Below are 21,487 nucleotides of genomic sequence, written 5' to 3'. Positions count from 1 at the left end.
GGAAGGCCTTTCGGTCGGGTACGGGGATCCGGTGCCGTGCGGGTGCCGGAGACCGGTGGGGTCAGTCCTGGGCGCGGCCGGTGGTGACGCGGGCGATCATCAGGGCGACCAGGATGATCCCGCCGTAGATGGCCTGGATCCAGAAGGACGGGACCTGGGCGAGGGTGAGCAGGTTCTGGACGACGCCCAGCAGGAGGACGCCCGTCAGGGCGCCGAACATGGTGCCCTTGCCGCCGTCGAGGCTGATGCCGCCGATGACCGCGGCGGCCATGACGGTGAAGATCATGTTGTTGCCCTGGTTGGCGCTGATCGCGCCGACGTAGCCGGTCTGCATGATGCCGCCCACCGAGGCGAGGACGCCTGCGACGACGGACACGCCGAGCAGCATCCGGTCGACGCGGATGCCGGCCGCGCGGGCCGCCTCCTGGTTGCCGCCGATCGCGTACAGGGCGCGGCCGACGCGGTGGTACTTGAGCACGAACCCGGCGACGGCGAAGCAGACGGCGGCCAGCCACACCGATATCGGCACGCTCAGGAAGGTGGAGGTGGCCAGGGTGAAGAAGGAGTCGGGCATGCCGAACAGCGTCTTGCCCTTGGTGGCGCCGACCAGCAGCCCGCGCAGCACGATCAGCATGGCGAGGGTGACGATGAAGGCGTTGAGCTTGAACTTCACCACGAGGATGCCGTTGAAGGCGCCGATGATCCCGCCCACGACGAGGACCGCGACGAGGGCGAGCGGGGCCGCCCACTCGGTGCCCCAGCCGGACTCGGCGGCCGGCAGGACCAGCAGGGCGCCGATGGCGGGCGCGATGCCGACCACGGACTCCAGCGACAGGTCGATCTTGCCGGTGATGAGGATGAGCGACTCGGCGAGGACCACCATCGCGAGGGCGGCGGAGGCGCCCAGGATGGAGATCAGGTTCCGTTCGGTGAGAAACGAGTCGTTGACGATCGCACCGAGCACCAGGAGCACCAACAGGGCCGGTACGAGGGCGAGTTCACGGGCCCGGCGGAGCAGGACCGTGCGGGCCGAGCGCGCCCCGGCGGTGCGGGGGGCGGCGGGCGCCGGGGCCGCCTTGGTGTCAGCCATGGTCCACTCCTTCGATGGAGGCGATCAGCTCGTGGTCGCGCCAGCCCGCCGGGTGCTCGGCGACGACACGGCCGTGGAAGAGGACGAGGACGCGGTCGCAGCGCCGCAGGTCGTCGAGTTCGTCGGAGACGACGAGCACGGCGGTGCCGTCGTCGCGGGCGCTGTCCATGCGGGCCAGCAGCGACTCCTTGGACTTCACGTCGACGCCCGCGGTGGGGTTGATGAGGACCAGCAGCCGGGGGTCGGAGGCGAGCGCGCGGGCCATGACGACCTTCTGCGCGTTGCCGCCGGACAGGTCGGAGACGGGCTGGTCGGGGCCCTCGGTGTGGATGTCGAGCCGGTCGATCAGCTCGGTGGCGAACGCGCGCTTGCGCTCGGTGCCGACGAACCCGAAGCGGCCGAGCCGGTCCAGGACCGTCATCGTGGCGTTGTCCCCGATGGACATGCCGAAGACCAGCCCCTGCCCGTGCCGGTCGCGCGGCACACAGCCGACCCCGGCCCTCAGGGAGGCCTGCACATCCCCGAACGGCAGCTTCTCGCCGGCCAGTCGGGCGGTCCCGCCGGTCGGTGTGTGCAGCCCCGTGAACGACTCGGCGAGCTCGATCTTGCCGCTGCCGCTCGACCCGGCGAGTCCGACGACCTCGCCCGTGCGGACGGTGAGGTCGACGTTCTCGTACGACTCGGAGGTGAGCCCGTGCGCCTCCAGGAGGACGGGCGCCTGAGTGTCCAACTCCCGTAGCCGGACCTCCAGTTCGTCAATGGACTCCCCGGCCATGGCCTCCACCAGGGCCCGGCGCGGAAGGTCGGCGACCGGTGCGGTCGTGATCCAGCGGGCGTCGCGCAGCACGGTGACGGTCTGGCACACCTCGTACACCTCCTGGAGGTGGTGCGAGATGAACAGGAAGGTGACACCGGACTCCTGGAGCGCCCGCATGCGGGTGAAGAGCCGCTCGATCTCCCGGTTGTCGAGCTGGGCGGTCGGTTCGTCGAGGACGATGAACCGGGCGCCGAAGCTCAACGCCCGGGCGATCTCCACCATTTGGCGGTCCTCGACCTTGAGGTCGGCGGTGCGCGCGTCGGGGTCGACGCGCACGTCCCAGGTGTCGAGGAGTTCGGCGGCCTCCGTGCGGAGCCTGCGCCAGCTGATGACACCGCCCCGGGACTGCGGCTGCCGGTTGATGAAGAGGTTCTCGGCGACCGTCAACTCGGGTACGACGGTGGGTTTCTGGTAGACGCACGCGACCTTGGCGCGCCAGGCGTCGCGGTCGGTGAGCGGGGGCGCGGGCTCGCCGTCGAAGCGGACGGTGCCCTCGTCGGGGGCCGCCAGACCGGTGAGGACGGTGACGAGGGTGGACTTGCCCGCGCCGTTGCGGCCGACGAGGGCGTGGGACTCGCCCGGCAGCACGGTCAGTCGGCCGTCGGCGAGGGCGACGGTCGGGCCGTACCGCTTGACGATGCCCCGCGCCTCAACAAGTGGGGTACTCATTTGACCGTGTTGCCCCAGAGCTTGGGGTCGTCGACGTTGTCCTTGGTGACCAGGGGCGCGGGGAGCTGGTCCTCCAGGATGCCGCTGGGCAGCTTGACGATCGTGGAGTCGTGGTCGGTGGGGCCGGGCTCGAAGGTCTTCCCCGCCATGGCGGCCTTGATGTAGTACATGCCGTACTGGGCGTAGGCGTCGGCCGGTTGGGAGACGGTGGCGTCGATCTCGCCCTTGCGGATCGCGTCGAACTCCTGCGGGATGCCGTCGTTCGAGACGATCGTGATGTGTCCGGCCTGGCCCGCCTTCTTCAACAGGCCCTTGGACTTGAGGGTCTGGAGGGTCGGCGCGAGGTAGACGCCGCCCGCCTGCATGTAGATGCCCTTGATGTCGGGGTTGGCGTTGAGGAGGGTGTCGAGCTTGGAGGCCGCGGTGTCGGACTCCCACTTGGCGGGGATCTCCAGGACCTTGAGCTTCGGGTACTTCTTCGTCACGCAGGCCCTGAACGCCTCCGACCGGTCACGGCCGTTGACCGAGGCGAGGTCGCCCATGATCTGCACGACCTTGCCGCTGGTGATGTGCGCCCCGAGGTAGTCGCAGGCCTTCTCGCCGTAGGCGACGTTGTCGGCACGCACCACCATCGCGACCTTGCCCTTGTCGGGGGCCACGTCGACCGCGACGACCGGCACGCCCTTGCGCTCCGCCTGGTCCAGGCCGGCTTCGATGGCGGCGCTGTCGAGCGGGGCGACGACCAGGCCCTTGACGCCCTGGTTCAGCTCGTTGTTGATGTCGGTGATCTGCTGCGAGGGGTCGCTGTTGGAGTTGACCGTCTTCAGTGCCTGCACACCTTCGGACTTCGCCATCTTCGGCACGTAGTCGTTGTACGACTGCCAGAACGGCGAGGTCAGCAGGGGCAGGATCACCCCGACCTTGCCGGTGCCGCCCCCGCCGGCGCTGGACGCGCCGGTGTCCTTGGTGCTGCCGCACGCCGTGAGCGCGAGGGTGCCGCACGCGGCTGCCGCCGTCGCGCGCACCGCCCACGCGGTCAGTCGTCTGCCTTGCCGTCCGTTCCGCACTGTGCTGCCGGCCATCTGTCGGGCTCCTCATCGAGCGTGATCGAGCAGTTGCCGGAATATTTATCAGACCACTTCGGCCCTACAACACCCTCAGGAGCCAAATTTTCGCGCTTTCGAGCCGTAGTGGTCCGACCACATCCATGACTAGACTGCGCGGACCGGCGACAGGAGGAGTGGCGTGGACGAGATCTCGCCGAGCGAGACGGAACCGGAGGCCGCCGCGCCGAAGGGCACGGTGACGCAGCGCGCCATCGACTCGATCAAGGCCCTGATCGGCGAGGGCCGCCTGGAGCCGGGCCAGCGGCTGCCCACCGAGCGCGACCTCGCGGCCCAGCTGGGCATCTCCCGCAGCTCGATGCGCGAGGCGATCCGCGCGCTCACGGTGCTGGGCGTGCTGGAGGCGCGGCACGGTTCGGGCATCTACGTCACACGGCTGGAGGCCGGCGACCTGCTGGAGACCTTCGGTGTCGTCGCCGACCTCTCGCGCGGCCCGCAGCTGGTCGAGCTCCTGGAGGTGCGCCGCATCCTGGAGTCGACGGCGACCGCCCTGGCCGCCGCCCGGATCACCCCGGACCAGCTGGCCGAGGTGGAGAAGCACCTCACGGCGATGAACGCCACCGACGACCCGGAGGAGATCCTCGCCCACGATCTCGCCTTCCACCGCGAGATCGCCGCCGCCGCGGGCAACGACACGATGGCCGCGATCCTGGAGGGCCTCTCCTCCCGCACGTTCCGGGCCCGGGTCTGGCGCGGCTACCAGGAGGAGGATGCCTTCGCCCGCACCCGCCGCGAACACGCCGCGATCCACCGGGCGTTGGTGGCCCGCGACCCGGAAGCGGCCCGCGCGGCGGCGGCCTCGCACGTGGGCGAGGTAGAGGTGTGGCTCAGGATGCAGCTGGGGTCCTGACCGTCACCCGTACGGCGAACGTGCCCGCCGAAACCCCTTCGCACCCGCCGCGCAAGCCCTAGCATGACCGTCTCGCCAGGGGGACGAGAGCAGGTACGGGGGCGGCGATGGACGGCACGGTGGAAGTGGTCCTGTGCGTGGAGGGTGAGGGGTCCGCCAATCTGCGGGCCACCGAACTCCGGGACCTGTGGGAGTACTTGACGGACCGTCCGGAACTGCGCGGACGCGTCACCAGACACCTGACGGACGAGACGGACACGGGCCGTCTGGGCCCGCTGACCGACGCGCTCGTCGCCGCGCTGGAACCGGGCGGCGCCTTCACGGTCCTCGCCGGAGCCGTCGTGGCCTGGATCAGGTTCCGGCCCCGCACCGAGTCCGTCAGGCTCGATGTGCGCCGCCCGGACGGCAGTCGCGTGCGGGTCGTGCTGACACGGCAGCAGGCCGCGGAGTACGACGCCGTCGACACGATGGTCCGGGCGGCCCTGCGACCGGCGCCGAGCCCGCCACCGGGCCCGGAGACCACCGCCCCGGACAGCGCCGGGTGAGCCCGGCATGGGCGCCCCGTCCGACCCCGTACGCCAGCTGTTCCTGGGCTACGAGGGGACACGCGCGGTCGTCGTGTCCGCCTCCTCGCCCGACGGCAGCGCCGACTTCCCGCACCGCCCGTCGGTGCACCGCTCCGCCGACGCACTGGCCCGGCTGCTGGTCGGGCGCTGCGGTCTCGCCCCGGACCGGCTCCTGCGCCTGACGGACCCGGCCCGGCCCGCCGACGTCCTCGAACCGGTCGAGCGCCTGGCCCGGGAGGCCTCGGGCGGCCTGCTCCTCCACTACGTCGGACACGGGGTGCAGGCTCCCCGGCGCCGCGACACCTCCCTTCTCCTGGTGACCGGGGACGCGGCCCGCCTGACCTACGACAGTCCGTCGCTCGGCAGCACGGCCCTGCGGTTCGAGGAGCTGATGAGCGCGCTGGAGCCGGTCGGTGACGCGCCGCTGATCGTCGTACTGGACTGCTGTTTCTCCGGACTGCCGCTCAGCAGCGGGGAGTTCGCCGGAAGCAGGCTGCACTCGCTCGCCGGGCGGGCGGGGCGGCCGAGCCTGCTGCTGACCTCGGCGGACGACGACCAGCAGGCCCACGCGCCGGGCGGTGCCGCCCACACGGCATTCACCGGGGACGTCATCGCCTTCCTCGACGGCGGTGCCGCCCCCGGGCATCCGCTGCTGACCGTCGGCCATCTCCTCGACCACACGCGCCGCCCCCGCCCCGAGGGCGAGTCCGCGTCCACCCCGCAGTCGTCCGCCCACAACCGCGTCGAGCGCATCGTCCTCGCCCCCAACTCCGCCTGGAACGCCGCCGATCCGCTGCCGGACGGCGACTGCGAGGCCGCCGACTACGGCCACCCCGAGTGCCCCTATCCCGGCCTCGCACCCTTCGACTCGTCCGGCGTCCAGAGCTTCTTCGGCCGTACGACCGAGGTCGCCACCCTGGTCGGACGGGTCGTCGCCCGCCGCGGTCAGGGGCCGTTGCTCGTCACCGGGGCCTCCGGCATCGGCAAGACGTCCCTCCTGCGGGCCGGACTGCTGCCCGCGCTCGCGGTGGGCAAGATCGCGCCGGAGACCGGGAGTTGGCACCAGCTGACCCTGACTCCCACCGACCGACCGCTGCAGGCCCTGGCCCGGGCCGTCCTGGAACGGGACGCCGGCCCCGCCGAAGTGGACGATCTGGCCCGGCGGCTCGCGGCCGACCCGCACGCGCTCGTCGAGGCCCTCCGGAGCCGGGCCGAACGGCTCGACGCACACCGCGTCCCGGCCCACCACCTGGTGGTCGTGGACCAGGTGGAGGAGATGTTCCGGTACCGGGACGGCAGCGGGACGGCCGCCGAGCAGGCGGAACGGGACGCCTTCGTCGCCTGCCTGGTCGCCGCCTCCGTGGCCTCCGAGGACCCCGCGGCACAGGCCCCGGCGAGCGTCGTCCTGTCCGTGCAGCACAGTGACCTCGGTTCGCTGCTGCCGTACGAGTCGCTGGAACCGGCGCTGACCCCGGGCGCCGGACTCTTCGTCGTACGGCCCCTCGCCGCACGCCACTTGGACGAGGTCATCACCGGTCCGGCGCGCGCGGCGGGACACGTCATCAGCCCCGGACTCCTCGCCCGGCTACGGGCCGACGTGGCGCTGCACCAGGAGGCCCGGGCCGACTTCGACAGCGGGGTCCTGCCGCTCCTGTCGCACGCGCTGCGCGGCACCTGGGACCGGCACCGCGGCCGTACGCTGCGCACCGCGGACTACGCGCACACCGGAGGTCTCGGCCGCTCCATCGCCCACGCCGCCGACGGCTTCTTCCAGCGCCTGGCCACCGACGAGGACCGCAGGACGGCCCGGGAGATCCTGGTCGAACTCGTGCACTGGACGGGCGAGACGGAGCAGACCGTCAGACGGCTCCGCACGGAGGTCCTCGCCTCGTACTTCCCCGCCGCCCGGCAGCGCACCTTCCGCACCGTGCTCGACCTGCTGAAACAGGCCCGCCTGGTCACCGAGGACGAACACCACGTCCAGCTCGTCCATCGTTCCCTGCTGATGAACTGGGCCGAGCTGGAGCAGTGGGTGGAGCAACTCCACGACGGCGAACCCCTGTTGCGGCTGCGGCTGGAGCGGACCGCCGCCGACTGGGAGGAGCAGCGGCTCGACCGACTGCTGTGGCTCGGACCGGAGTTGGCGAACGCCCGCGACTGGGCGCACCGCCGGCAGGGGCGGGTCAACAGCACCGTTCAGGACTTCCTGGCCGCGTCCGCCGAGTACGAACGGCGGCGCAGAGTACGCCAGCGGGTGGTCTCCGGGCTGGTGGTGCTCGCCGTCCTGATCGCCTCGGGCGCCGGTTTCGGCTTCAAGGCACTTCAGGCGGACTGGCAGCGGACACGTGAGCGGTCCGTCCAGACCCTGCTGGCCGACGCCGGTGCGACGCGTGCCACCGACCCCGCACTGGCGGCCCAACTCGCCCTCGCCGCCCACCGGATCGAGCACACCGGCAGAACACGGGACGCCGTACTGACCACCGCCTCGACCCTCTCCTCGGTCCAACTCACCGCGCGCGGACCTGACATCACCTCGCTGTCCTTCGACCGCACGGGGACCCGTCTGGTCGCCGCCGGTGCCGGACAGGTCCGGATGTGGCCCGTCGACAGCGGCGGCCCGGCCGGTCCGCCGACCCGGCTCTCCGGCACGAGCGGCACGAACCTCGCCGCGTTCCGCCCCGACGGAAAGGCACTCGCCCTCACCACACAGGGCGCGTCCACCCGAGAGGGCATGGTGCAGGCTCACTTGGTGCTGCGCCCCACGTCCACCGCCGAACGCGCCACCGGACAGGCGGTCACCGGTGTCTTCAACGCCCCGGTGATGGGCCTCGCGTTCCGCCCGGACGGCCGCCGGCTCGCCCTGAACTTCTACCCCGGGTTCACCCTGGTCCTCGACACCACCCGCGGCACCTCCGTGCCCTTCGTCTGGCCGCACACGCGCATCGCCGGGGACTCCGCGCCCATCGTCTACGGCGGCGGGGGCAGATGGCTGGCGGTCGGCGCCCAGAACGGCGGTGTCGTCGTCCTCGACGCGGCCGGCCCACGCCCCGCGCTGCTGAGAATCCATCTGGCCGACAGCCCCGTCAGCGCACTCGCCGTGAACCCCGCCGGGACCCTCCTGCTCGTCGGCCACCAGAACGGAACGGTGTCGCGCCTGCGGATCGGCGACGACGGCCGCACCTCGGCCGCACTTCCCCGCCGGACCGCCTTCTCGGGCAAGGGCCCGGTGATCGGCCTCGCCTTCACGGCCGACGGCCGGGAGTGGGCGGCGGCCTACCGCGACACCGGCATCCGCGTCTTCGGCACGAGCGACGACCGGCTCACGGCGCGGGTGAGCACCGCCGGCCCCCTCACCGCGATGGCCGTCTCCCCGGACGGCCGCACCCTGGCGACCGCCTCCGGACCCCGGCTCGCCCTGCACCGCCTGCCCGAACCGGCCGCCCGTACCCGGCCGGGCGGCCTGACCGCGCTCGCCGTCCGCGCCGACGGCGACCTGATCGCGGGCGGCGGACGCACCGGCCCGGTCTCCCTCTGGTCCCCGGGCCCGGACCGCTCGCTACGACCCGTCGGCCCGCTCTCCCACGGCGGTGCCCGCCCGGGCCGGCTCACGGCCCTCGCCTTCGGCGGCCGGGGCGGTGCGCTGCTGGCCGGCGGGTACGACTCCGGGACGGTGCTGCTCTGGCGGCCCACCCGCTCGGGCACGCCGGTCGCGCGGCTCGTGACGCGGGCGTCCGAGCCGGTCGTCTCGCTGGCCCTGAGCAGGGACGGCACCCTGCTGGCCGCGGGCACCGCGCACGGCCGGGTCCACCTCTGGAACATGTCGGACCCCGCGCACATCCCCGGCCCGACCGGCGTCGACGGCCACTCCGGGGCGGTCACGGGACTCGCGTTCCTGGGCGGTACGCACCGGCTGGCCATCGGCTCGGACGACGGCGCGGTGGACGTCTGGAGCCTCACGGACTGGACGCTGCCCGCCCTGGCCCTGAAGCTCGCGGGCACCGGCTCCCCGACCGGCCGCGCGCTCGCGGCGAGCACGGACGGGACGGTGCTGGCGGCGGCGGGAGAGCGCGGCTCGGTGACGGTCTGGGGCCTGAGCGCCGGTGCCGCCCGGTCGACCGCCCACCTCACCGCGGACACCGGCACCGGCTCCCCCACGGACGACGACTCCGCCTCCGGCTCCGGTGCAGGCTCCGGTTCCGGGGATGTCCTCGCCCTGGCCCTCGGACCGGGCACGCGCCCCGGCTCATCCGTCCTCGCGGCCCTCGGCGACGACGGCGCCGTACGGCTGTGGGAGTCCCGGCACCGGGGTGTCTGGACCGGAGAGGGAACCGTGGGTGACGGCGAGGACCGCGCCACGGCCCTCGCGTCCGCCTCCACCGCGAGCCCGGATCTGGTGGCGGTGACCGGCGACGGACGGCTCCAGCGGTGGTTCACCGACGCCGACTCGGCCGCCGCCCAGGTGTGTTCGGCCCGTGGCGCGCCGACGACCGCGGGACTGTGGCGGACGGCGTTCCCCGCCGGCCCGCCCTGCCGCGCCGAGAAGGATCAGCGCCCGGCGACCACGTCGTCCACCTTGCGGTAGGCGATCTCGGCGACGTGCTGGGCGACGTCCGAGTCGGCGGCCTCACCGAAGGTCATGATCGCGAGGCTGATCACGATGCCCTTGGGATGCAGCAGGTAGACCAGGTCGGTGTTCTGGCGGAGTCCGTAGACCGACGTCTCCACGCGCCCGGCCACCGTTCGCTCGCCGATCGCCGGGAACGCCAACGGGCTCATGTCACCGGTGAGTTCGCCCGCCACCAGCCGGTGGCAGTCCCGGAAGACGTCCGCCTCCAGCTCCACTTCCTCCCGCGCGTCCTCGATCCTGCGATGGCTGAGCACCTCGTACACCAGCGACACGGGCTGGAACCGCTGCAACTTGGCGTCCACGAACGGCTGCAGCGGCGGCTTCCGGTACGCGTTCACGCGGTCCATCGCCGCACACCCCGTCGAACCGGGGGAGCCCGCGGGCGCCGAGGCCGGCGGGGCGGGCGACTTGGAGAAGCCCTCCAGGTCGGCGGGGGCGAGGAGAGCGGAGGCGAGGCGCACGGGCGTGTCGGACATCAGCACCGACGGTGTCGCCGGCCGTGTCGCCGACGGTGATCTCGTCGCCGGAGTCGCCGCCGTGCCGGAGGACTCCGTCGCGGGCGGGTCCGCGGACGGGACGTGGCCCCCTCGCGAGCATGCGGCCAGTGCCAGCGAACCGGCCACCGCCGCGCACACAAGACCCCGGCGCATGGTGTCTCCCCCGCGCCATTCCCCCGGCCCGCCGGTCGTGGTCCCCGACGGCGCCTGGCGCGGGTCACGACGATACGCACCGAAAAGGGCGTCCACCATCGATTCCACCGGATTGTCCGCGGCACACGGGCGGCGTGGACGACATCGCCGCCCGTGTGCGCGCCGGACCCTCGGGGGACCGTCGCCGGCCCGCCCGCCTCAGCTCCGCCGCAGCCTGAGGGTCCGCAACTCGAAGGGGCGCAGGGCCAGTTGGATCCGGTCCCCGTCCCACTCGGGCGCGGCCCGGTCGGCCGAGGGCCGTTCCAGCAGGTCCACGTCCTCCACGGCGTCGAACGCGAAGCCCACCGTCAGGGTCGCCCTGGCCCGTCCCCCGTGCGCCTCGTGGAAGCGGACCACGACGTCGCCGCTTCCGTCGTCGGCGAGCTTCACCGCCGTGACGACGACCGCGTCCCGGTCCACGCTCACCAGCGGCGTGACCTCGTGCGCACCCTCGACCCGCCGCTCCGGCAGGTTGATCCGCCACCCTTCGCGCACCGCGTCGCCGATGCCCGCGCCGGGCACGAGAGCGTGCCGGAAGCGGTGCACGCCCTGGTCGGTCTCGGGGTCGGGGAAGCGCGGGGCGCGGAGGAGGGAGACGCGGACCGTGGTGGTCGTGCCCTGGTCGCCGTCACCGCGGACGGTACGGGTCACGTCGTGGCCGTACGTCGAGTCGTTGACGACGGCGACGCCCCAGCCTGGTTCCTCCAGGTGGACGAAGCGGTGGTTGCAGGCCTCGAACTTGGCCGCCTCCCATGAGGTGTTGGTGTGCGTGGGCCGGTGGAAGTGCCCGAACTGGGTCTCGGACGCGTACCGTTCGGCGTGCACGTCCAGCGGGAACGCGAGCTTCAGGAACTTCTCCGTCTCGTGCCAGTCCACCTCCGTGTCGATGAGCAGCCGCCGCTCGCCGGGCGCGAGGGACAGCACCTGGGTGACCCGGGACGTACCGAAGGACCGCACGATCCGTACGGAGTCGTCGGCCTCGGCCACGACCTCCTCCGCGTCCGTGAGGTCGGTGACGGTGTTGCGGTAGAACTCGTCGACGTCCCAGGCGTCCCACATGTTCGGGAAATCCGGGTGGAGTTGGAGCAGGTTCGCGGCCCTGCCGGGGGCGATCGTCTCGCGGTCGGCCTCGATGTCGTAGGCGGAGACGACCAAGCCCCTGGCGTCGATCTCGACGCGCAGGAGGCCGTTGTCCAGGACGTGTCCGCCGCCGGCCCGTGGCGCGAGGGCCGTCTCGCCCTCGACGGCCGGGGTCCGCGCGCCGCCCGCGAGGACGCCCTCGCGGCTGTGCGGCGCGGAGTTGAAGAGGAGCGGGGTGGTGCCCTCCCCCGCCAGCGCGCGCTGGGCCGCGTCGATGACGGTGGTCAGCTCCGCGGCGATCCGCTCGTAGGTGCGGCGGGCCTCGCGGTGCACCCAGGCGATCGAGGAGCCGGGGAGGATGTCGTGGAACTGGTGAAGGAGGACCGTCTTCCAGATCCGGTCCAAGTCCTCGTACGGGTAGGGGAATCCGGCCCGTACGGCCGCCGTCGCCGCCCAGAGTTCCGCCTCGCGCAGGAGGTGTTCGCTGCGACGGTTGCCCTGCTTGGTCATGGCCTGGCTGGTGAGGGTGGCGCGGTGCAGTTCGAGGTACAACTCGCCGACCCAGACCGGGGGTTCGGGGTACTCTGCCTCGGCCTTCGCGAAGAACTCCTTCGGCGTCTCCCAGGCCACGGCCGCCGAGCCCTCAAGATCGCGCAGGCGGGCCGCCTTGGCGACCATCTCGCGGGTGGTGCCGCCGCCTCCGTCGCCCCAGCCGGTGGGCGCGAGGGAGTGCCGGGCGACGCCCTTGTCCTTGAAGTTGCGTGCCGCGTGGGCGATCTCGCGGCCCTGCATGGAGCAGTTGTAGGTGTCGACGGGCGGGAAGTGGGTGAAGATCCGGGTGCCGTCGATGCCCTCCCAACGGAACGTGTGGTGCGGGAACTTGTTCGTCTGCGACCAGGAGATCTTCTGCGTCAGCAGCCACTTGGAGCCCGCGGCCTTGATGATCTGCGGGAGTCCGGCGGCGAAGCCGAAGGTGTCGGGCAGCCAGGCCTCCTCGTTCTCGATGCCGAACTCGTCGAGGAAGAACCGCTTCCCGTGCACGAACTGACGGGCCATCGCCTCCGAGCCCGGCATGTTGGTGTCCGACTCGACCCACATGCCGCCGGCCGGCACGAACCGCCCGTCCGCCACCGCCTTCTTGACCCGCGCCCACACCTCGGGCCGGTGTTCCTTGACCCAGGCCCACTGCTGGGCCTGCGACATGGCGAAGACGAAGTCGGGCTCGTCGTCGAGGAGGGCCGTCATGTTGGAGGTCGTGCGCGCGACCTTGCGGACGGTCTCCCGCAGCGGCCACAGCCATGCCGAGTCGATGTGCGCGTGCCCGATGGCGCTGATGCGGTGCGCGGACGGGCCGGCGGGCGAGGCCAGGACGGCCGTCAGCTGCGCCCGGGCCCGCTCCGCGGTGCCGCCCACGTCCTGGAGGTCCACGGCGTCGAGCGCCTTCTCGATCGCCCGCAGCAGGTCCCAGCGGCGCGCGGAGTCCACCGGCAGCTCGGCCATCAGCTCGCCGAGGACCTCCAGGTCGAGGACGAGGTTCCAGACGTTCTCGTCGAGGACGGCCAGGTCCATCCGGGTCAGCGTGTACTGCGGCTCGCTGCCCGCGGTCTCCTTGTCGCCCAACTGGGTGGGCAGGAAGGGGTGGTAGTCCAGGATCACCGGGTTGGACGCGGCCTCGATGTGCAGCCGCACCTCCTCGCCGCCGGCGACGGGCGCGCCGATCCTGACCCACTGGTTGCGCGGGTTGAGGCCCTTCACGGGGGTGCCGTCGGGCCGGTAGACGAGGCCCTCGCACTGGAAGCCGGGCATGTTCTCGTCGAAGCCGAGGTCGAGCAGTGCCTCGACGGTCTTCCCGGCCCACTCCTGGGGGACGGTCCCGGTGACGCGGAACCAGCTCGTGCCCCAGGGGGCACCCCACCGGGCACCGACCGCGATGGGTTCGGGTGTGCCCGCGAGGCCCTCGGCCACGGGCACGGGCTCGTCGGGCGCGTGCCAGACGGCCACCTCGAGCGGCACGGACTCGGGATACACGGCGGGACGGATGCGCTCTTCGAGGACACGCTTGAGGCGGGCTTCGACCAGGCTGCGGTCGTCATGCATGCGGGGTGCTCCGTAGCTCGGTTGCGGGTGGGGGCGGGGGTGGCGCCCAGTGGGTGTGACCAGGTGTGCGTGACGGTCGCGGGGGCCGACGCTGTGTAGAGCTCCCCTGTCGCGCACCGTTCGAACCCCGCGATCCGCTCGCCCTGTCCGGCCTGCGGACGGTGCGCCCGGTGGGGCGTCCGGGGTTCACGAGACGGTGCCTCCCTGTTCGGCGGGAAGTACCTGGCCGGGAGTGACGACTTCGGTGATGCCGCGCGCGGCGAGGTGTTCCTTGTCGTCCGCGCGCACGTCGAGGACCGTCGTCGGGCGGGCGCCGTCGGCGACGAGCCGGAAGTACGCGTCGAAGACCGGGCCGCCGGGAGCGCAGACCGAGCGGACCGACGGATCGGCGGGCACGACGAGCGCGGTGCCGCGGGCGGCGGGCGTGTACGTGGGCTCGCGGGCCGCCTCGGCGAGGACCAGGGCGATGTCCTTGGCCTGCCGGTCGTTCGTCAACAGGCCGAGCCCGTATTCGAGTTCGGGGAAGTCGGCGAGGTCGCGGGACACGTCGTGCGAGCACCACCAGGTGATGCCCCAGAGGTCGGGGCAGTCGAGGGCGTTGGCGATGGTCGCGGAGGCGAAACCGGCCGCGTGCTCGGCGGGGACGAGCGGCTGGGGCGCGCCGACCTCCTGGAGCCAGACGGGCCGGTGCGGTTCCTCGGCCCAGGCCTTGCTCAGCTCGATCAGATAGGCGGCGTGGTGCTCGGCGGGGACCGAACTCCGGCCGTGGCGTTGGCCGGTGCCGTTGAAGACCCAGGAGTGCACGGCCGTCATCGCGCCGTGCCGGGCGGCCTGGGCCGGGGTGAACGGCATGTCGTCCTGGTACCAGGTGGCGTCGTACTCGGCGTGCAGATGGGGTTTGCCGGGCGCGCCTTCCGCGCAGGCCGCGAGCATCCGTGTCAGCCAGGCGTCGATCTGGTCCTCCGTCGCCCGGTCGGGGTCCGGGTGCGGTCCGGCCGAGAACTGGTTGACCTCGTTGCCGAGGGTCATCCCGATGAAGTGCGGGCGGTCGGCGAGGGCGGCGGCGAGCGTGCGCAGGTAGGCGGCCTGGCCGTCGAGGACGTCCGGGTCGGTGAAGAGGTTGCGCCGGTGCCAGGTGCGGGTCCAGGCGGGCAGGTAGTCGAAGCTGCTCAAGTGCCCTTGCAGGCCGTCCACGTTGACGTCGAGCCCGCGCTCGCCGGCCGCGTCGACGAGCGCGACGAGCTGCTCCACCGCCCTGGTGCGGATGAGGGTCCGGTTGGGCTGGAAGTACGGCCAGAGCGGGAAGACGCGGATGTGGTCGAGGCCCAGCTCGGCGATCGAGTCGAGGTCGGCGCGTACGGAGTCGAGGTCGAAGTCGAGCCAGTGGTGGAACCACCCTTGGCTGGGCGTGTAGTTGACGCCGAAGCGCACGGCAGAAGACATCGGGATCCTGGTTCTGTAGTGCGTACCTGAATGCGGGGGAACATCAGCCCTTGACGGCGCCTTCGCCGACGCCCCGGAAGAAGTACCGCTGGAGGCAGGCGAAGAGGGCGATCAGCGGTGCCACGGCGATGACCGTACCGGCGGCGACCAGGCGTTCGTCGTTGGCGAAGGTGCCGTGCAGATAGTTGAGGCCGATGGTGAGCGTGAACTTGGACGGGTCGCTGAGCACGATGAGCGGCCACAGGAAGTCGTCCCAGGCGCCCATGAAGGCGAAGATCGCGACGACGGCGATGGTGCCCTTCACGGACGGCAGCGCGATCCGCAGGAAGCGCTGCCACACGTTGGCGCCGTCGACGAAGGCCGCTTCCTCGATCTCGTAGGGCAGGTTGAGGAAGGCGTTGCGCATCAGCAGGACGTTCATCGCGCCGATGCAGCCGGGGAGGACCACGCCGATCAGGGTGTTGTTCAGGCCCAGCTCCCGCATGGTGGTGAACTGGGCGATGATGATGCCCTCCACCGGCACGAGCATCGCGAGGATGAACACGAGGGTGGCCACGCGGCGGCCCCGGTAGCGCAGCCGGGCCAGCGCGTAGCCCGCGAGGGCCGAACCGACGCAGTTCGTCACGACGTTGCCGGCGGCGACCTTCAGCGAGTTGAGGGCGTAGTCCCAGACGGGGATGGTGTCGGCGACCCGCTGGTAGTTGTGCAGGGTGGGGTGTTCGGGGAGGAAGGTCGGGGGCGAGCTGTAGATGTCCTCGGTCGGTCCCTTGAGCGAGGTGGAGAGCTGCCACACGAAGGGGCCGACGGTGATGGCGAGGACGAGGAGCAACAGGCCGTAGCGCAGGGCGAGTTCCCAGACGCGGATGCGGCGGCCGTGTTCGTCGGTGATGCGGGGTTCGCGAACCGCCGTCTCCTGGACGGGTGCGGCGCGCTCGATGACGCTCACGCGTCCTCCTTCCGGTCGGCCCGCAGCACGAGCAGCATCAGGGCGACGGTGACGACGAAGACGACGACCGAGAGCGCGGAGGCGTAGCCGACGCGGCCGGTGAGTCCGGTGCCGGTGCGCTGGACGAGCATCACGAGGGTGGTGTCCTCGCCGGCGGGTCCGCCGCTGGGGCCCGCCATCAGGTAGACCTCGGAGAACACCTTGAAGGCGGCGACCGAGGAGAGCGCGCCCACCAGCACCATGGTGGACCGGACGGCGGGCACGGTCACCGTGAAGAAGCGGCGCACCGCGCCCGCGCCGTCGACCGAGGCGGCCTCGTGCAGTTCGCGCGGGACACTGGCGAGCGCGGCCAGGTAAATGATCATGTAGTAGCCGAGGCCCTTCCAGACCGTGACGGCCATGGCGCTCAGCAGAAGGAGCCACTGGTCGCTGAGGAACCCGATCCTGCCGATGCCGATCGTCTCCAACAGCGAGTTGACCAGGCCGCGTTCGTCCAGCAGCCACACCCAGATCAGCCCGACGACGACGATCGAGGCGACGACCGGGGTGTAGAACGCGGACCGGAAGAAGGTGATGCCGGGGATGTTCTTCTGCACCAACAGGGCGAGCAGCAGCGGGAGTACGACGAGTGCGGGCACCACCCCGACGATGTACAGGGTGCTGTTGCGCAGGCCGGTCCAGAACATGTCGTCGTGCCACAGCTCGCGGAAGTTGGCGAAGCCCACGAAGTGGCCCGGGATCAGGGTGCGCCGGTCCGTGAAGGAGTTGATCACGGTGGAGGCGAAGGGGTAGAGCACGAAGGCGCCGACGATCAGCAGCCCGGGGGCGGCGAACAGCCAGGGGCTGGTGGGCAGTTGGCGCCGCACGCGGGACACGTCGGCCATGGGTTCCTCAGCCCTCCTGCTGGAGCAGCGTGTCGCACGCCTTGACAGCGTTGTCGAGAGCCGCCTTGGGGCTCTCCTTGCCCTGCAGCGCCTTGGCGACCTCGTTGCGCAGCGCGGTCTTCATCTGTTCGCTGAACAGCACCGGGGTGTAGTTGACCGCGTTCTTCAGGGACTTCGCGGCGGCGATCCGCACCCGGGTCTCGTCGGTGCCGTCCTCCTTGGTGAAGTACGGGTCGTCGAGGGAACCGGCGGTGCTCGGGAAGATGGCGACCTTCTTCGCGAACGACATCTGCTGCTGGGCGTCGGTGACGTAGTGCGCGAAGGCGACGGCGGCGGGGGTGTGCTTGGTCTTCGAGTTGACCATCACGCCCATCACGTACATGTTGACGTGGCCGGTGCTGGTGATCTGGTCGGTGATGCCGATGTTCTTGTACAGGGTCGGCGCCTGCTTCTTGAAGTTGTCGAGGTCCAGGGCGCTGCCGGGGTTCATGGCGACCGCGCCGGTGAGGAACTTCTTGCCGGACGACTCCGGTGTGGCGGTGAGCGCCTGCGGGTCGAGGGCCTTGGCGTCGTACAACTCCTTGTACTTGGTGAGGAGTTCGATGCCCTTCGCGTCGTTGAAGGCGAAGGCGGTCCCGGCCTTGTTCATCAGCTCGACGCCGTAGCGGCCGAAGTCCTCGACGGTGGGGACGTTGGCGAGGGTGGCGACCTTGCCGTCGGTCTTCTTCGCCAGCTGGAGGGCCTGGGCGAAGAGTTCGTCGTAGGTCTTCGGCGGCTGGTCGGCGTCGAGTCCGGCCTGCTGGAAGAGGGACTTGTTGTAGAAGAGCGGGCCGGTGTTGAGGTACCAGGGGAAGGCGTAGGTGCCGGTCATGCCCGGTATCTCGTGGCTGGCCCAGGCGCCGGGCAGGTACTCGCTCCTGTACTTCGCGGCCGACTTGTCGAGGTCGAGCGCGAGGCCCGCCTTGGCGAGCGGGGCGACGAGGTCCGGGGAGACGTTGACGACGTCGGGCAGGGTGCCGCCGGCGGCGTCCGCGCTGATCTTGTCGGCGTAGCCCTCGGCGGGCTGATCGATCCACTTCACGTGGGTGCCGGGGTACTGCTTCTCGAAGCCGGAGATCACGCCCTCGAAGTACGGCTTGAAGTTGGCGCGGAGGTTCCAGGTCTGGAAGGTGATGTCGCCCTCGACCTTGCCCGAGGCGTCGGTCGAACCGCCGTCGTCGCCTCCGGAACCGCAGGCGCTCAGCGGCATGAGGACTACGGCGGCGGCAGCGGCGGCGAAGGCTCTGCGGGAGATGCGCACGGCGAGTGGCTCCTTTGCCAGTGGGGGTGTTGATCGTGCCGGGGCAGACCTTGCACGGTGTTCACGGGGCCCGTCAATGGATTCCGCTCAGCTAAATTCATTAGTTGGCCGGATCTGGACAACGGCACTGGTCACAGAGGTGTGATCGCATTCTTGCGGTGGATCACTAATGCGCTTTAGGGTGTGCGGACTCAAGCGCATTAGTGCGCGGCGCCGACGGAATGGAGAGCGGGCTTGTCAGGCAAGCGGTCGCCCGCGCGCAGGCCGACGATGAAGGACATCGCGCAGCGGGCCGGTGTGTCCGAGAGCGCGGTCTCCTTCGCGCTGAACGGCCGGCCCGGCGTCTCCGAGATCACCCGTGACCGGGTGCGCCGGGTGGCGGAGCAACTGGGCTGGCGGCCCAGCACGGCCGCGCGGGCGCTGTCCGGCGAGGGCGCGGCGACGGTCGGTTTCGTCCTCGCCCGCCCCGCGGAGACCCTCGGCGTCGACTCGTTCTTCCTCCAGCTGGTCTCGGGCATCCAGGAAGTGCTGGCCGAGCGTCATCTCGGGCTGCTCTTCCAGATGGCCGAGGACGTCGACGACGAGTGCGCGGTCTACCGGCGCTGGTGGGCCGAACACCGCGTCGACGGCGTCCTGGTGGCCGATCCGCGCACCGCCGACCCGCGGCCCGACCTCCTGGAGGAACTCGGCCTGCCCGCCGTGGTGATCGGCGGCGCGCCCGACGAGCGGCACCCGGGCCTGTCGACGGTGTGGGCCGACGACGCGGGCGCGATGGCCTCCGTCGTCGACGAGTTGTACGCGCGCGGCCACCGCCGTGTCGCGCACATCGCCGGGCTGCCCGGCCTCGCGCACACCGAGCGCCGCATCCGCGCCCTGCGCGCCGAGGCCGCCCGCCGCGGGCTGACGGAGGTCCACTCGGTGACCACCGACTACTCGGACGCGGCGGGCGCCGCCGTCACCCGCCGAGTCCTCGACGTCGCCGCTCCCCCGACGGCGTTGATCTACGACAACGATGTGATGGCCGTCGCCGGAGTGGCCGCCGCGGCCGAACTCGGCCGCTCCGTACCGGCGGACGTGTCGGTGGTCGCCTGGGAGGACTCCGCGCTGTGCCGCATGGTCCGGCCGTGGCTGTCCGCGCTGTCCCGCGACAGCGTGGCGTTCGGCCGCACGGCGGCACGGGAGTTGACCGCGCTGCTGGACGGCGGTCCGGCGCGCACGGTGCGGGTGCCGGTGCCGCGGCTGATCGAGCGGGACAGCACGGGTCCGGCGCCGGTCTGAGCGTGCCGTAGCTCCCGGTTCGAGACCGAATCGCCGGACACCGTCGGGTACTTCGTGTGAGGCTTTGCCCATGACCTCCGAAGACCCGCTGGCCGACCGGCTCCAGCTCGACCGGCCGCATTCCGCCCGTGTGTGGAACTTCCTCCTGGGCGGCAAGGACAACTACGCCGCAGACCGCGAGGCCGGCGAAATGATCGTCCAGATGTTCCCGGACATCGCGCTCCTCGCCCGACTCCAACGCCGGTTCCTGGTGCGGGCGGTGCGCTACCTCGCCGAGGACGCGGGCATCCGCCAGTTCCTCGACATCGGGACGGGCCTGCCCACCGTCGACAACACGCACGAGGTGGCGCAGCGCATCGCGCCCGACAGCCGCATCGTGTACGTCGACAACGACCCGCTGGTGCTGGTGCACGCGCAGGCGCTGCTGACCAGCACCCCGGAGGGCGCCTGCGCCTACCTGGAGGCGGATGTGCGCGATCCCGAGCGGATCCTCGAAGTCGCCGCGAAGACACTGGACTTCGACAAACCGATCGCGCTGACGATGCTCGGCATCCTGGGCCAGATCCCGGACTCGGACGAGCCCGAGGCCGTCGTGAGCCGCTTCCTGGAGGCCCTGCCGCCGGGCAGCTATCTGGCGCTGAGCGACGGCACGGACACCAACGCGGCGCTGAACCAGGCGATTTCGGTGTACAACGCCAACTCCGCCAGCTCCTACCACCTGCGCGGCCCGGAGCGGATCGAGGCGTACTTCACCGGTCTGGAGGTCGTCGAGCCCGGCATCGTGCCCACCTCGCAGTGGCACCCGGAGCCCGTCGACGTGGGGCGTGACCCGTCCGACGTGGACGCGATCTGCGGGATCGGCCGCAAGGCCTGAGCAGCAACACGCAGGAGGGGCACCGGAGTCGCCGGTGCCCCTCTTCGCCGTGCGGGCCGACGGCCGGGGCCCGTCGTCAGATCCGGAACAGCGCCCAGACGGTCTTCCCGCCGCCCGCCCGCTGGCACCAGCCCCATGACTCGCTGAGCGCGGAGACCACTTGGAGCCCGCGCCCGGACTCAGCGAACTCGTCGGGGTGCCCCTCCACGGGCACCCGGTCGCTGTCGTCGGTCACGGCGCACACCGCGTACGGCAGCCGCTCCCACACCGCGACCCAGAGCGAAGGCTGCGGCTCCGCGAGGGAGTTGGGCGCCCGGCCGTAGCGCAGCGCGTTGCTCACCAGCTCCGACACGGTGACCGCCACGTCGTCGAGGACGTCGGCACCGGTGCGGTCGGCCAGTGCCGTCCGGGTGAACTCCCGTGCCACATGGGCGGATCGGGGCAGCGGCGGCACGACCAGGACGGAGCAGAGAGCGGGGTCGCGCCCGTCCCCGGCGGCGGGGACCAGGGTGACCGTCCGTCCCGGCTCGGGCGGGCCGGCCTGATCGACGGCTCGGCACAGCCACTCCCAAGTCCCCTCGATCCGCAGGGTGTCGACCGGTCGTACGACTTGCTCTGCGGACATCGCGACCCCTGAGACCCCTGGGAAGAGAACAACTGCGCGGCTAAACCTGTCCGGAGCATCGTCCTCCGGGTGCCCCTGCGAACGCAAGTGCATCGGCAATTACCGCTGCAATTGCAGATGATCTTGCGGGCGGTGCGAACGAGGGCTATCGTCCTGCACACCACCAAAGGGTGCAATTGAAGCTGCAATTGCATCCGATCTTCCGGGGGAGCGATGAGGCCTCAGATCGTGCACGAGAACGGCATGTCGGCGACCTTGCTGAGCGGCGCGCAGTGGCGCAAGAGCCACCACAGCAACCCCGAGGGCAACTGCGTCGAACTGGCCGCTCTCTCCGACGGGCACGTCGCCGTGCGCAACTCGCGCCATCCCGAAGGTCCGGCGCTCGTCTACACCAGCGCCGAGATCTCCGCGTTCGTCCGCGGTGTGAAGGACGGCGACTTCGACGGCCTACTCCCCGGCCGCTGAGGTCAGGCAACCCGCGGATTGGCCGGAAGGCGCCGGACACAGGCCGGCACCTTCCGGCTCCTT

16 protein-coding genes are annotated in these 21,487 nt (G+C 71.5%); 6 read left to right on the top strand and 10 right to left on the bottom strand.

What is annotated here, in order from left to right:
• Nucleotides 1-61: 61 nt before the first annotated feature.
• From ACIPTO_RS32310 to ACIPTO_RS32300, 3 genes are read right to left on the bottom strand one after another with little or no spacing between them, the layout of a single operon-like run.
• Nucleotides 62-1,090, bottom strand: coding sequence for an ABC transporter permease (locus ACIPTO_RS32310; protein WP_401198029.1), 1,029 nt, complete (start codon nucleotides 1,088-1,090; stop codon nucleotides 62-64).
• Nucleotides 1,083-2,576 carry a sugar ABC transporter ATP-binding protein gene (locus ACIPTO_RS32305; RefSeq protein WP_366322803.1) on the bottom strand — a complete coding sequence of 498 codons (1,494 nt, stop codon included), beginning with the start codon at nucleotides 2,574-2,576 and terminating at the stop codon, nucleotides 1,083-1,085. The genes ACIPTO_RS32310 and ACIPTO_RS32305 overlap by 8 nt, the downstream gene beginning before the upstream one ends.
• Nucleotides 2,573-3,658: a sugar ABC transporter substrate-binding protein gene (locus ACIPTO_RS32300; protein WP_401198027.1), complete on the bottom strand. Its 1,086-nt coding sequence runs from the start codon at nucleotides 3,656-3,658 to the stop codon at nucleotides 2,573-2,575. Before ACIPTO_RS32300 ends, ACIPTO_RS32305 begins: the two co-directional genes overlap by 4 nt.
• 163 nt (nucleotides 3,659-3,821) lie before the next feature.
• On the opposite strand from ACIPTO_RS32300, the gene ACIPTO_RS32295 reads away from it, so the two are divergent.
• The 3 genes from ACIPTO_RS32295 to ACIPTO_RS32285 all read left to right on the top strand — a co-directional run bounded on the left by ACIPTO_RS32295 (nucleotide 3,822) and on the right by ACIPTO_RS32285 (nucleotide 9,698).
• Entirely contained in the window at nucleotides 3,822-4,550 is a 729-nt protein-coding gene (locus ACIPTO_RS32295; protein WP_366322800.1) for a FadR/GntR family transcriptional regulator, read from the top strand.
• Nucleotides 4,551-4,657: 107 nt separating this feature from the next.
• Nucleotides 4,658-5,095: a hypothetical protein gene (locus tag ACIPTO_RS32290; protein ID WP_366322798.1), complete on the top strand. Its 438-nt coding sequence runs from the start codon at nucleotides 4,658-4,660 to the stop codon at nucleotides 5,093-5,095.
• Between the two features lie 7 nt (nucleotides 5,096-5,102).
• Nucleotides 5,103-9,698 (top strand): AAA family ATPase, encoded by a 4,596-nt coding sequence (locus ACIPTO_RS32285; RefSeq protein WP_401198024.1) that lies wholly within the window; start codon nucleotides 5,103-5,105, stop codon nucleotides 9,696-9,698.
• On the opposite strand, the gene ACIPTO_RS32280 is transcribed toward ACIPTO_RS32285, so the two are convergent.
• The 6 genes from ACIPTO_RS32280 to ACIPTO_RS32255 all read right to left on the bottom strand — a co-directional run bounded on the left by ACIPTO_RS32280 (nucleotide 9,662) and on the right by ACIPTO_RS32255 (nucleotide 18,182).
• Nucleotides 9,662-10,219 (bottom strand): hypothetical protein, encoded by a 558-nt coding sequence (locus ACIPTO_RS32280; RefSeq protein ID WP_366322795.1) that lies wholly within the window; start codon nucleotides 10,217-10,219, stop codon nucleotides 9,662-9,664. The genes ACIPTO_RS32285 and ACIPTO_RS32280 overlap by 37 nt on opposite strands.
• Nucleotides 10,220-10,591: 372 nt before the next feature.
• Nucleotides 10,592-13,609: an alpha-mannosidase gene (locus tag ACIPTO_RS32275; protein ID WP_401198021.1), complete on the bottom strand. Its 3,018-nt coding sequence runs from the start codon at nucleotides 13,607-13,609 to the stop codon at nucleotides 10,592-10,594.
• Nucleotides 13,610-13,795: 186 nt separating this feature from the next.
• Entirely contained in the window at nucleotides 13,796-15,040 is a 1,245-nt protein-coding gene (locus tag ACIPTO_RS32270) for a glycosyl hydrolase (RefSeq protein WP_401198404.1), read from the bottom strand.
• Nucleotides 15,041-15,095: 55 nt separating this feature from the next.
• Complete coding sequence (locus ACIPTO_RS32265) at nucleotides 15,096-15,998, bottom strand: carbohydrate ABC transporter permease (RefSeq protein ID WP_401198018.1); 903 nt, start codon at nucleotides 15,996-15,998, stop codon at nucleotides 15,096-15,098.
• Complete coding sequence (locus tag ACIPTO_RS32260; RefSeq protein WP_366322789.1) at nucleotides 15,995-16,882, bottom strand: sugar ABC transporter permease; 888 nt, start codon at nucleotides 16,880-16,882, stop codon at nucleotides 15,995-15,997. The genes ACIPTO_RS32265 and ACIPTO_RS32260 overlap by 4 nt, the downstream gene beginning before the upstream one ends.
• 7 nt (nucleotides 16,883-16,889) lie before the next feature.
• Entirely contained in the window at nucleotides 16,890-18,182 is a 1,293-nt protein-coding gene (locus ACIPTO_RS32255; RefSeq protein ID WP_401198014.1) for an ABC transporter substrate-binding protein, read from the bottom strand.
• A gap of 270 nt (nucleotides 18,183-18,452) precedes the next feature.
• Here ACIPTO_RS32255 and ACIPTO_RS32250 point away from each other — a divergent pair, with 270 nt between their 5' ends.
• Together ACIPTO_RS32250 and ACIPTO_RS32245 are read left to right on the top strand one after the other, a co-directional pair.
• Complete coding sequence (locus ACIPTO_RS32250) at nucleotides 18,453-19,460, top strand: LacI family DNA-binding transcriptional regulator (protein WP_401198402.1); 1,008 nt, start codon at nucleotides 18,453-18,455, stop codon at nucleotides 19,458-19,460.
• A gap of 70 nt (nucleotides 19,461-19,530) precedes the next feature.
• Nucleotides 19,531-20,334: an SAM-dependent methyltransferase gene (locus tag ACIPTO_RS32245; RefSeq protein WP_401198011.1), complete on the top strand. Its 804-nt coding sequence runs from the start codon at nucleotides 19,531-19,533 to the stop codon at nucleotides 20,332-20,334.
• Between the two features lie 76 nt (nucleotides 20,335-20,410).
• Here ACIPTO_RS32245 and ACIPTO_RS32240 read toward each other — a convergent pair whose 3' ends face one another.
• Nucleotides 20,411-20,959, bottom strand: coding sequence for an ATP-binding protein (locus tag ACIPTO_RS32240; RefSeq protein WP_401198009.1), 549 nt, complete (start codon nucleotides 20,957-20,959; stop codon nucleotides 20,411-20,413).
• A gap of 213 nt (nucleotides 20,960-21,172) precedes the next feature.
• Between ACIPTO_RS32240 and ACIPTO_RS32235 the strand changes: the two genes are divergently transcribed.
• Complete coding sequence (locus ACIPTO_RS32235) at nucleotides 21,173-21,424, top strand: DUF397 domain-containing protein (protein ID WP_366322781.1); 252 nt, start codon at nucleotides 21,173-21,175, stop codon at nucleotides 21,422-21,424.
• Nucleotides 21,425-21,487 lie beyond the last annotated feature (63 nt).

The sequence above is a fragment of the Streptomyces sp. NPDC090083 genome, assembly GCF_044747445.1.
GTDB lineage: Bacteria > Actinomycetota > Actinomycetes > Streptomycetales > Streptomycetaceae > Streptomyces.
Note: the sequence above shows the minus strand (reverse complement) of the source record. Positions and strands in the feature narration are given on the sequence as shown.

What these genes read in the sequence shown, in the direction of transcription:
- ACIPTO_RS32285 (WP_401198024.1), top strand. Translation starts at nt 5,103, where the DNA reads ATGGGCGCCCCGTCCGACCCCGTACGCCAGCTGTTCCTGGGCTACGAG.
- ACIPTO_RS32250 (WP_401198402.1), top strand. Translation starts at nt 18,453, where the DNA reads ATGAAGGACATCGCGCAGCGGGCCGGTGTGTCCGAGAGCGCGGTCTCC.
- ACIPTO_RS32290 (WP_366322798.1), top strand. Translation starts at nt 4,658, where the DNA reads ATGGACGGCACGGTGGAAGTGGTCCTGTGCGTGGAGGGTGAGGGGTCC.
- ACIPTO_RS32310 (WP_401198029.1), bottom strand. Translation starts at nt 1,090, where the DNA reads ATGGCTGACACCAAGGCGGCCCCGGCGCCCGCCGCCCCCCGCACCGCC.
- ACIPTO_RS32305 (WP_366322803.1), bottom strand. Translation starts at nt 2,576, where the DNA reads ATGAGTACCCCACTTGTTGAGGCGCGGGGCATCGTCAAGCGGTACGGC.
- ACIPTO_RS32240 (WP_401198009.1), bottom strand. Translation starts at nt 20,959, where the DNA reads ATGTCCGCAGAGCAAGTCGTACGACCGGTCGACACCCTGCGGATCGAG.
- ACIPTO_RS32275 (WP_401198021.1), bottom strand. Translation starts at nt 13,609, where the DNA reads ATGCATGACGACCGCAGCCTGGTCGAAGCCCGCCTCAAGCGTGTCCTC.
- ACIPTO_RS32300 (WP_401198027.1), bottom strand. Translation starts at nt 3,658, where the DNA reads ATGGCCGGCAGCACAGTGCGGAACGGACGGCAAGGCAGACGACTGACC.
- ACIPTO_RS32260 (WP_366322789.1), bottom strand. Translation starts at nt 16,882, where the DNA reads ATGGCCGACGTGTCCCGCGTGCGGCGCCAACTGCCCACCAGCCCCTGG.
- ACIPTO_RS32280 (WP_366322795.1), bottom strand. Translation starts at nt 10,219, where the DNA reads ATGTCCGACACGCCCGTGCGCCTCGCCTCCGCTCTCCTCGCCCCCGCC.
- ACIPTO_RS32235 (WP_366322781.1), top strand. Translation starts at nt 21,173, where the DNA reads ATGAGGCCTCAGATCGTGCACGAGAACGGCATGTCGGCGACCTTGCTG.
- ACIPTO_RS32245 (WP_401198011.1), top strand. Translation starts at nt 19,531, where the DNA reads ATGACCTCCGAAGACCCGCTGGCCGACCGGCTCCAGCTCGACCGGCCG.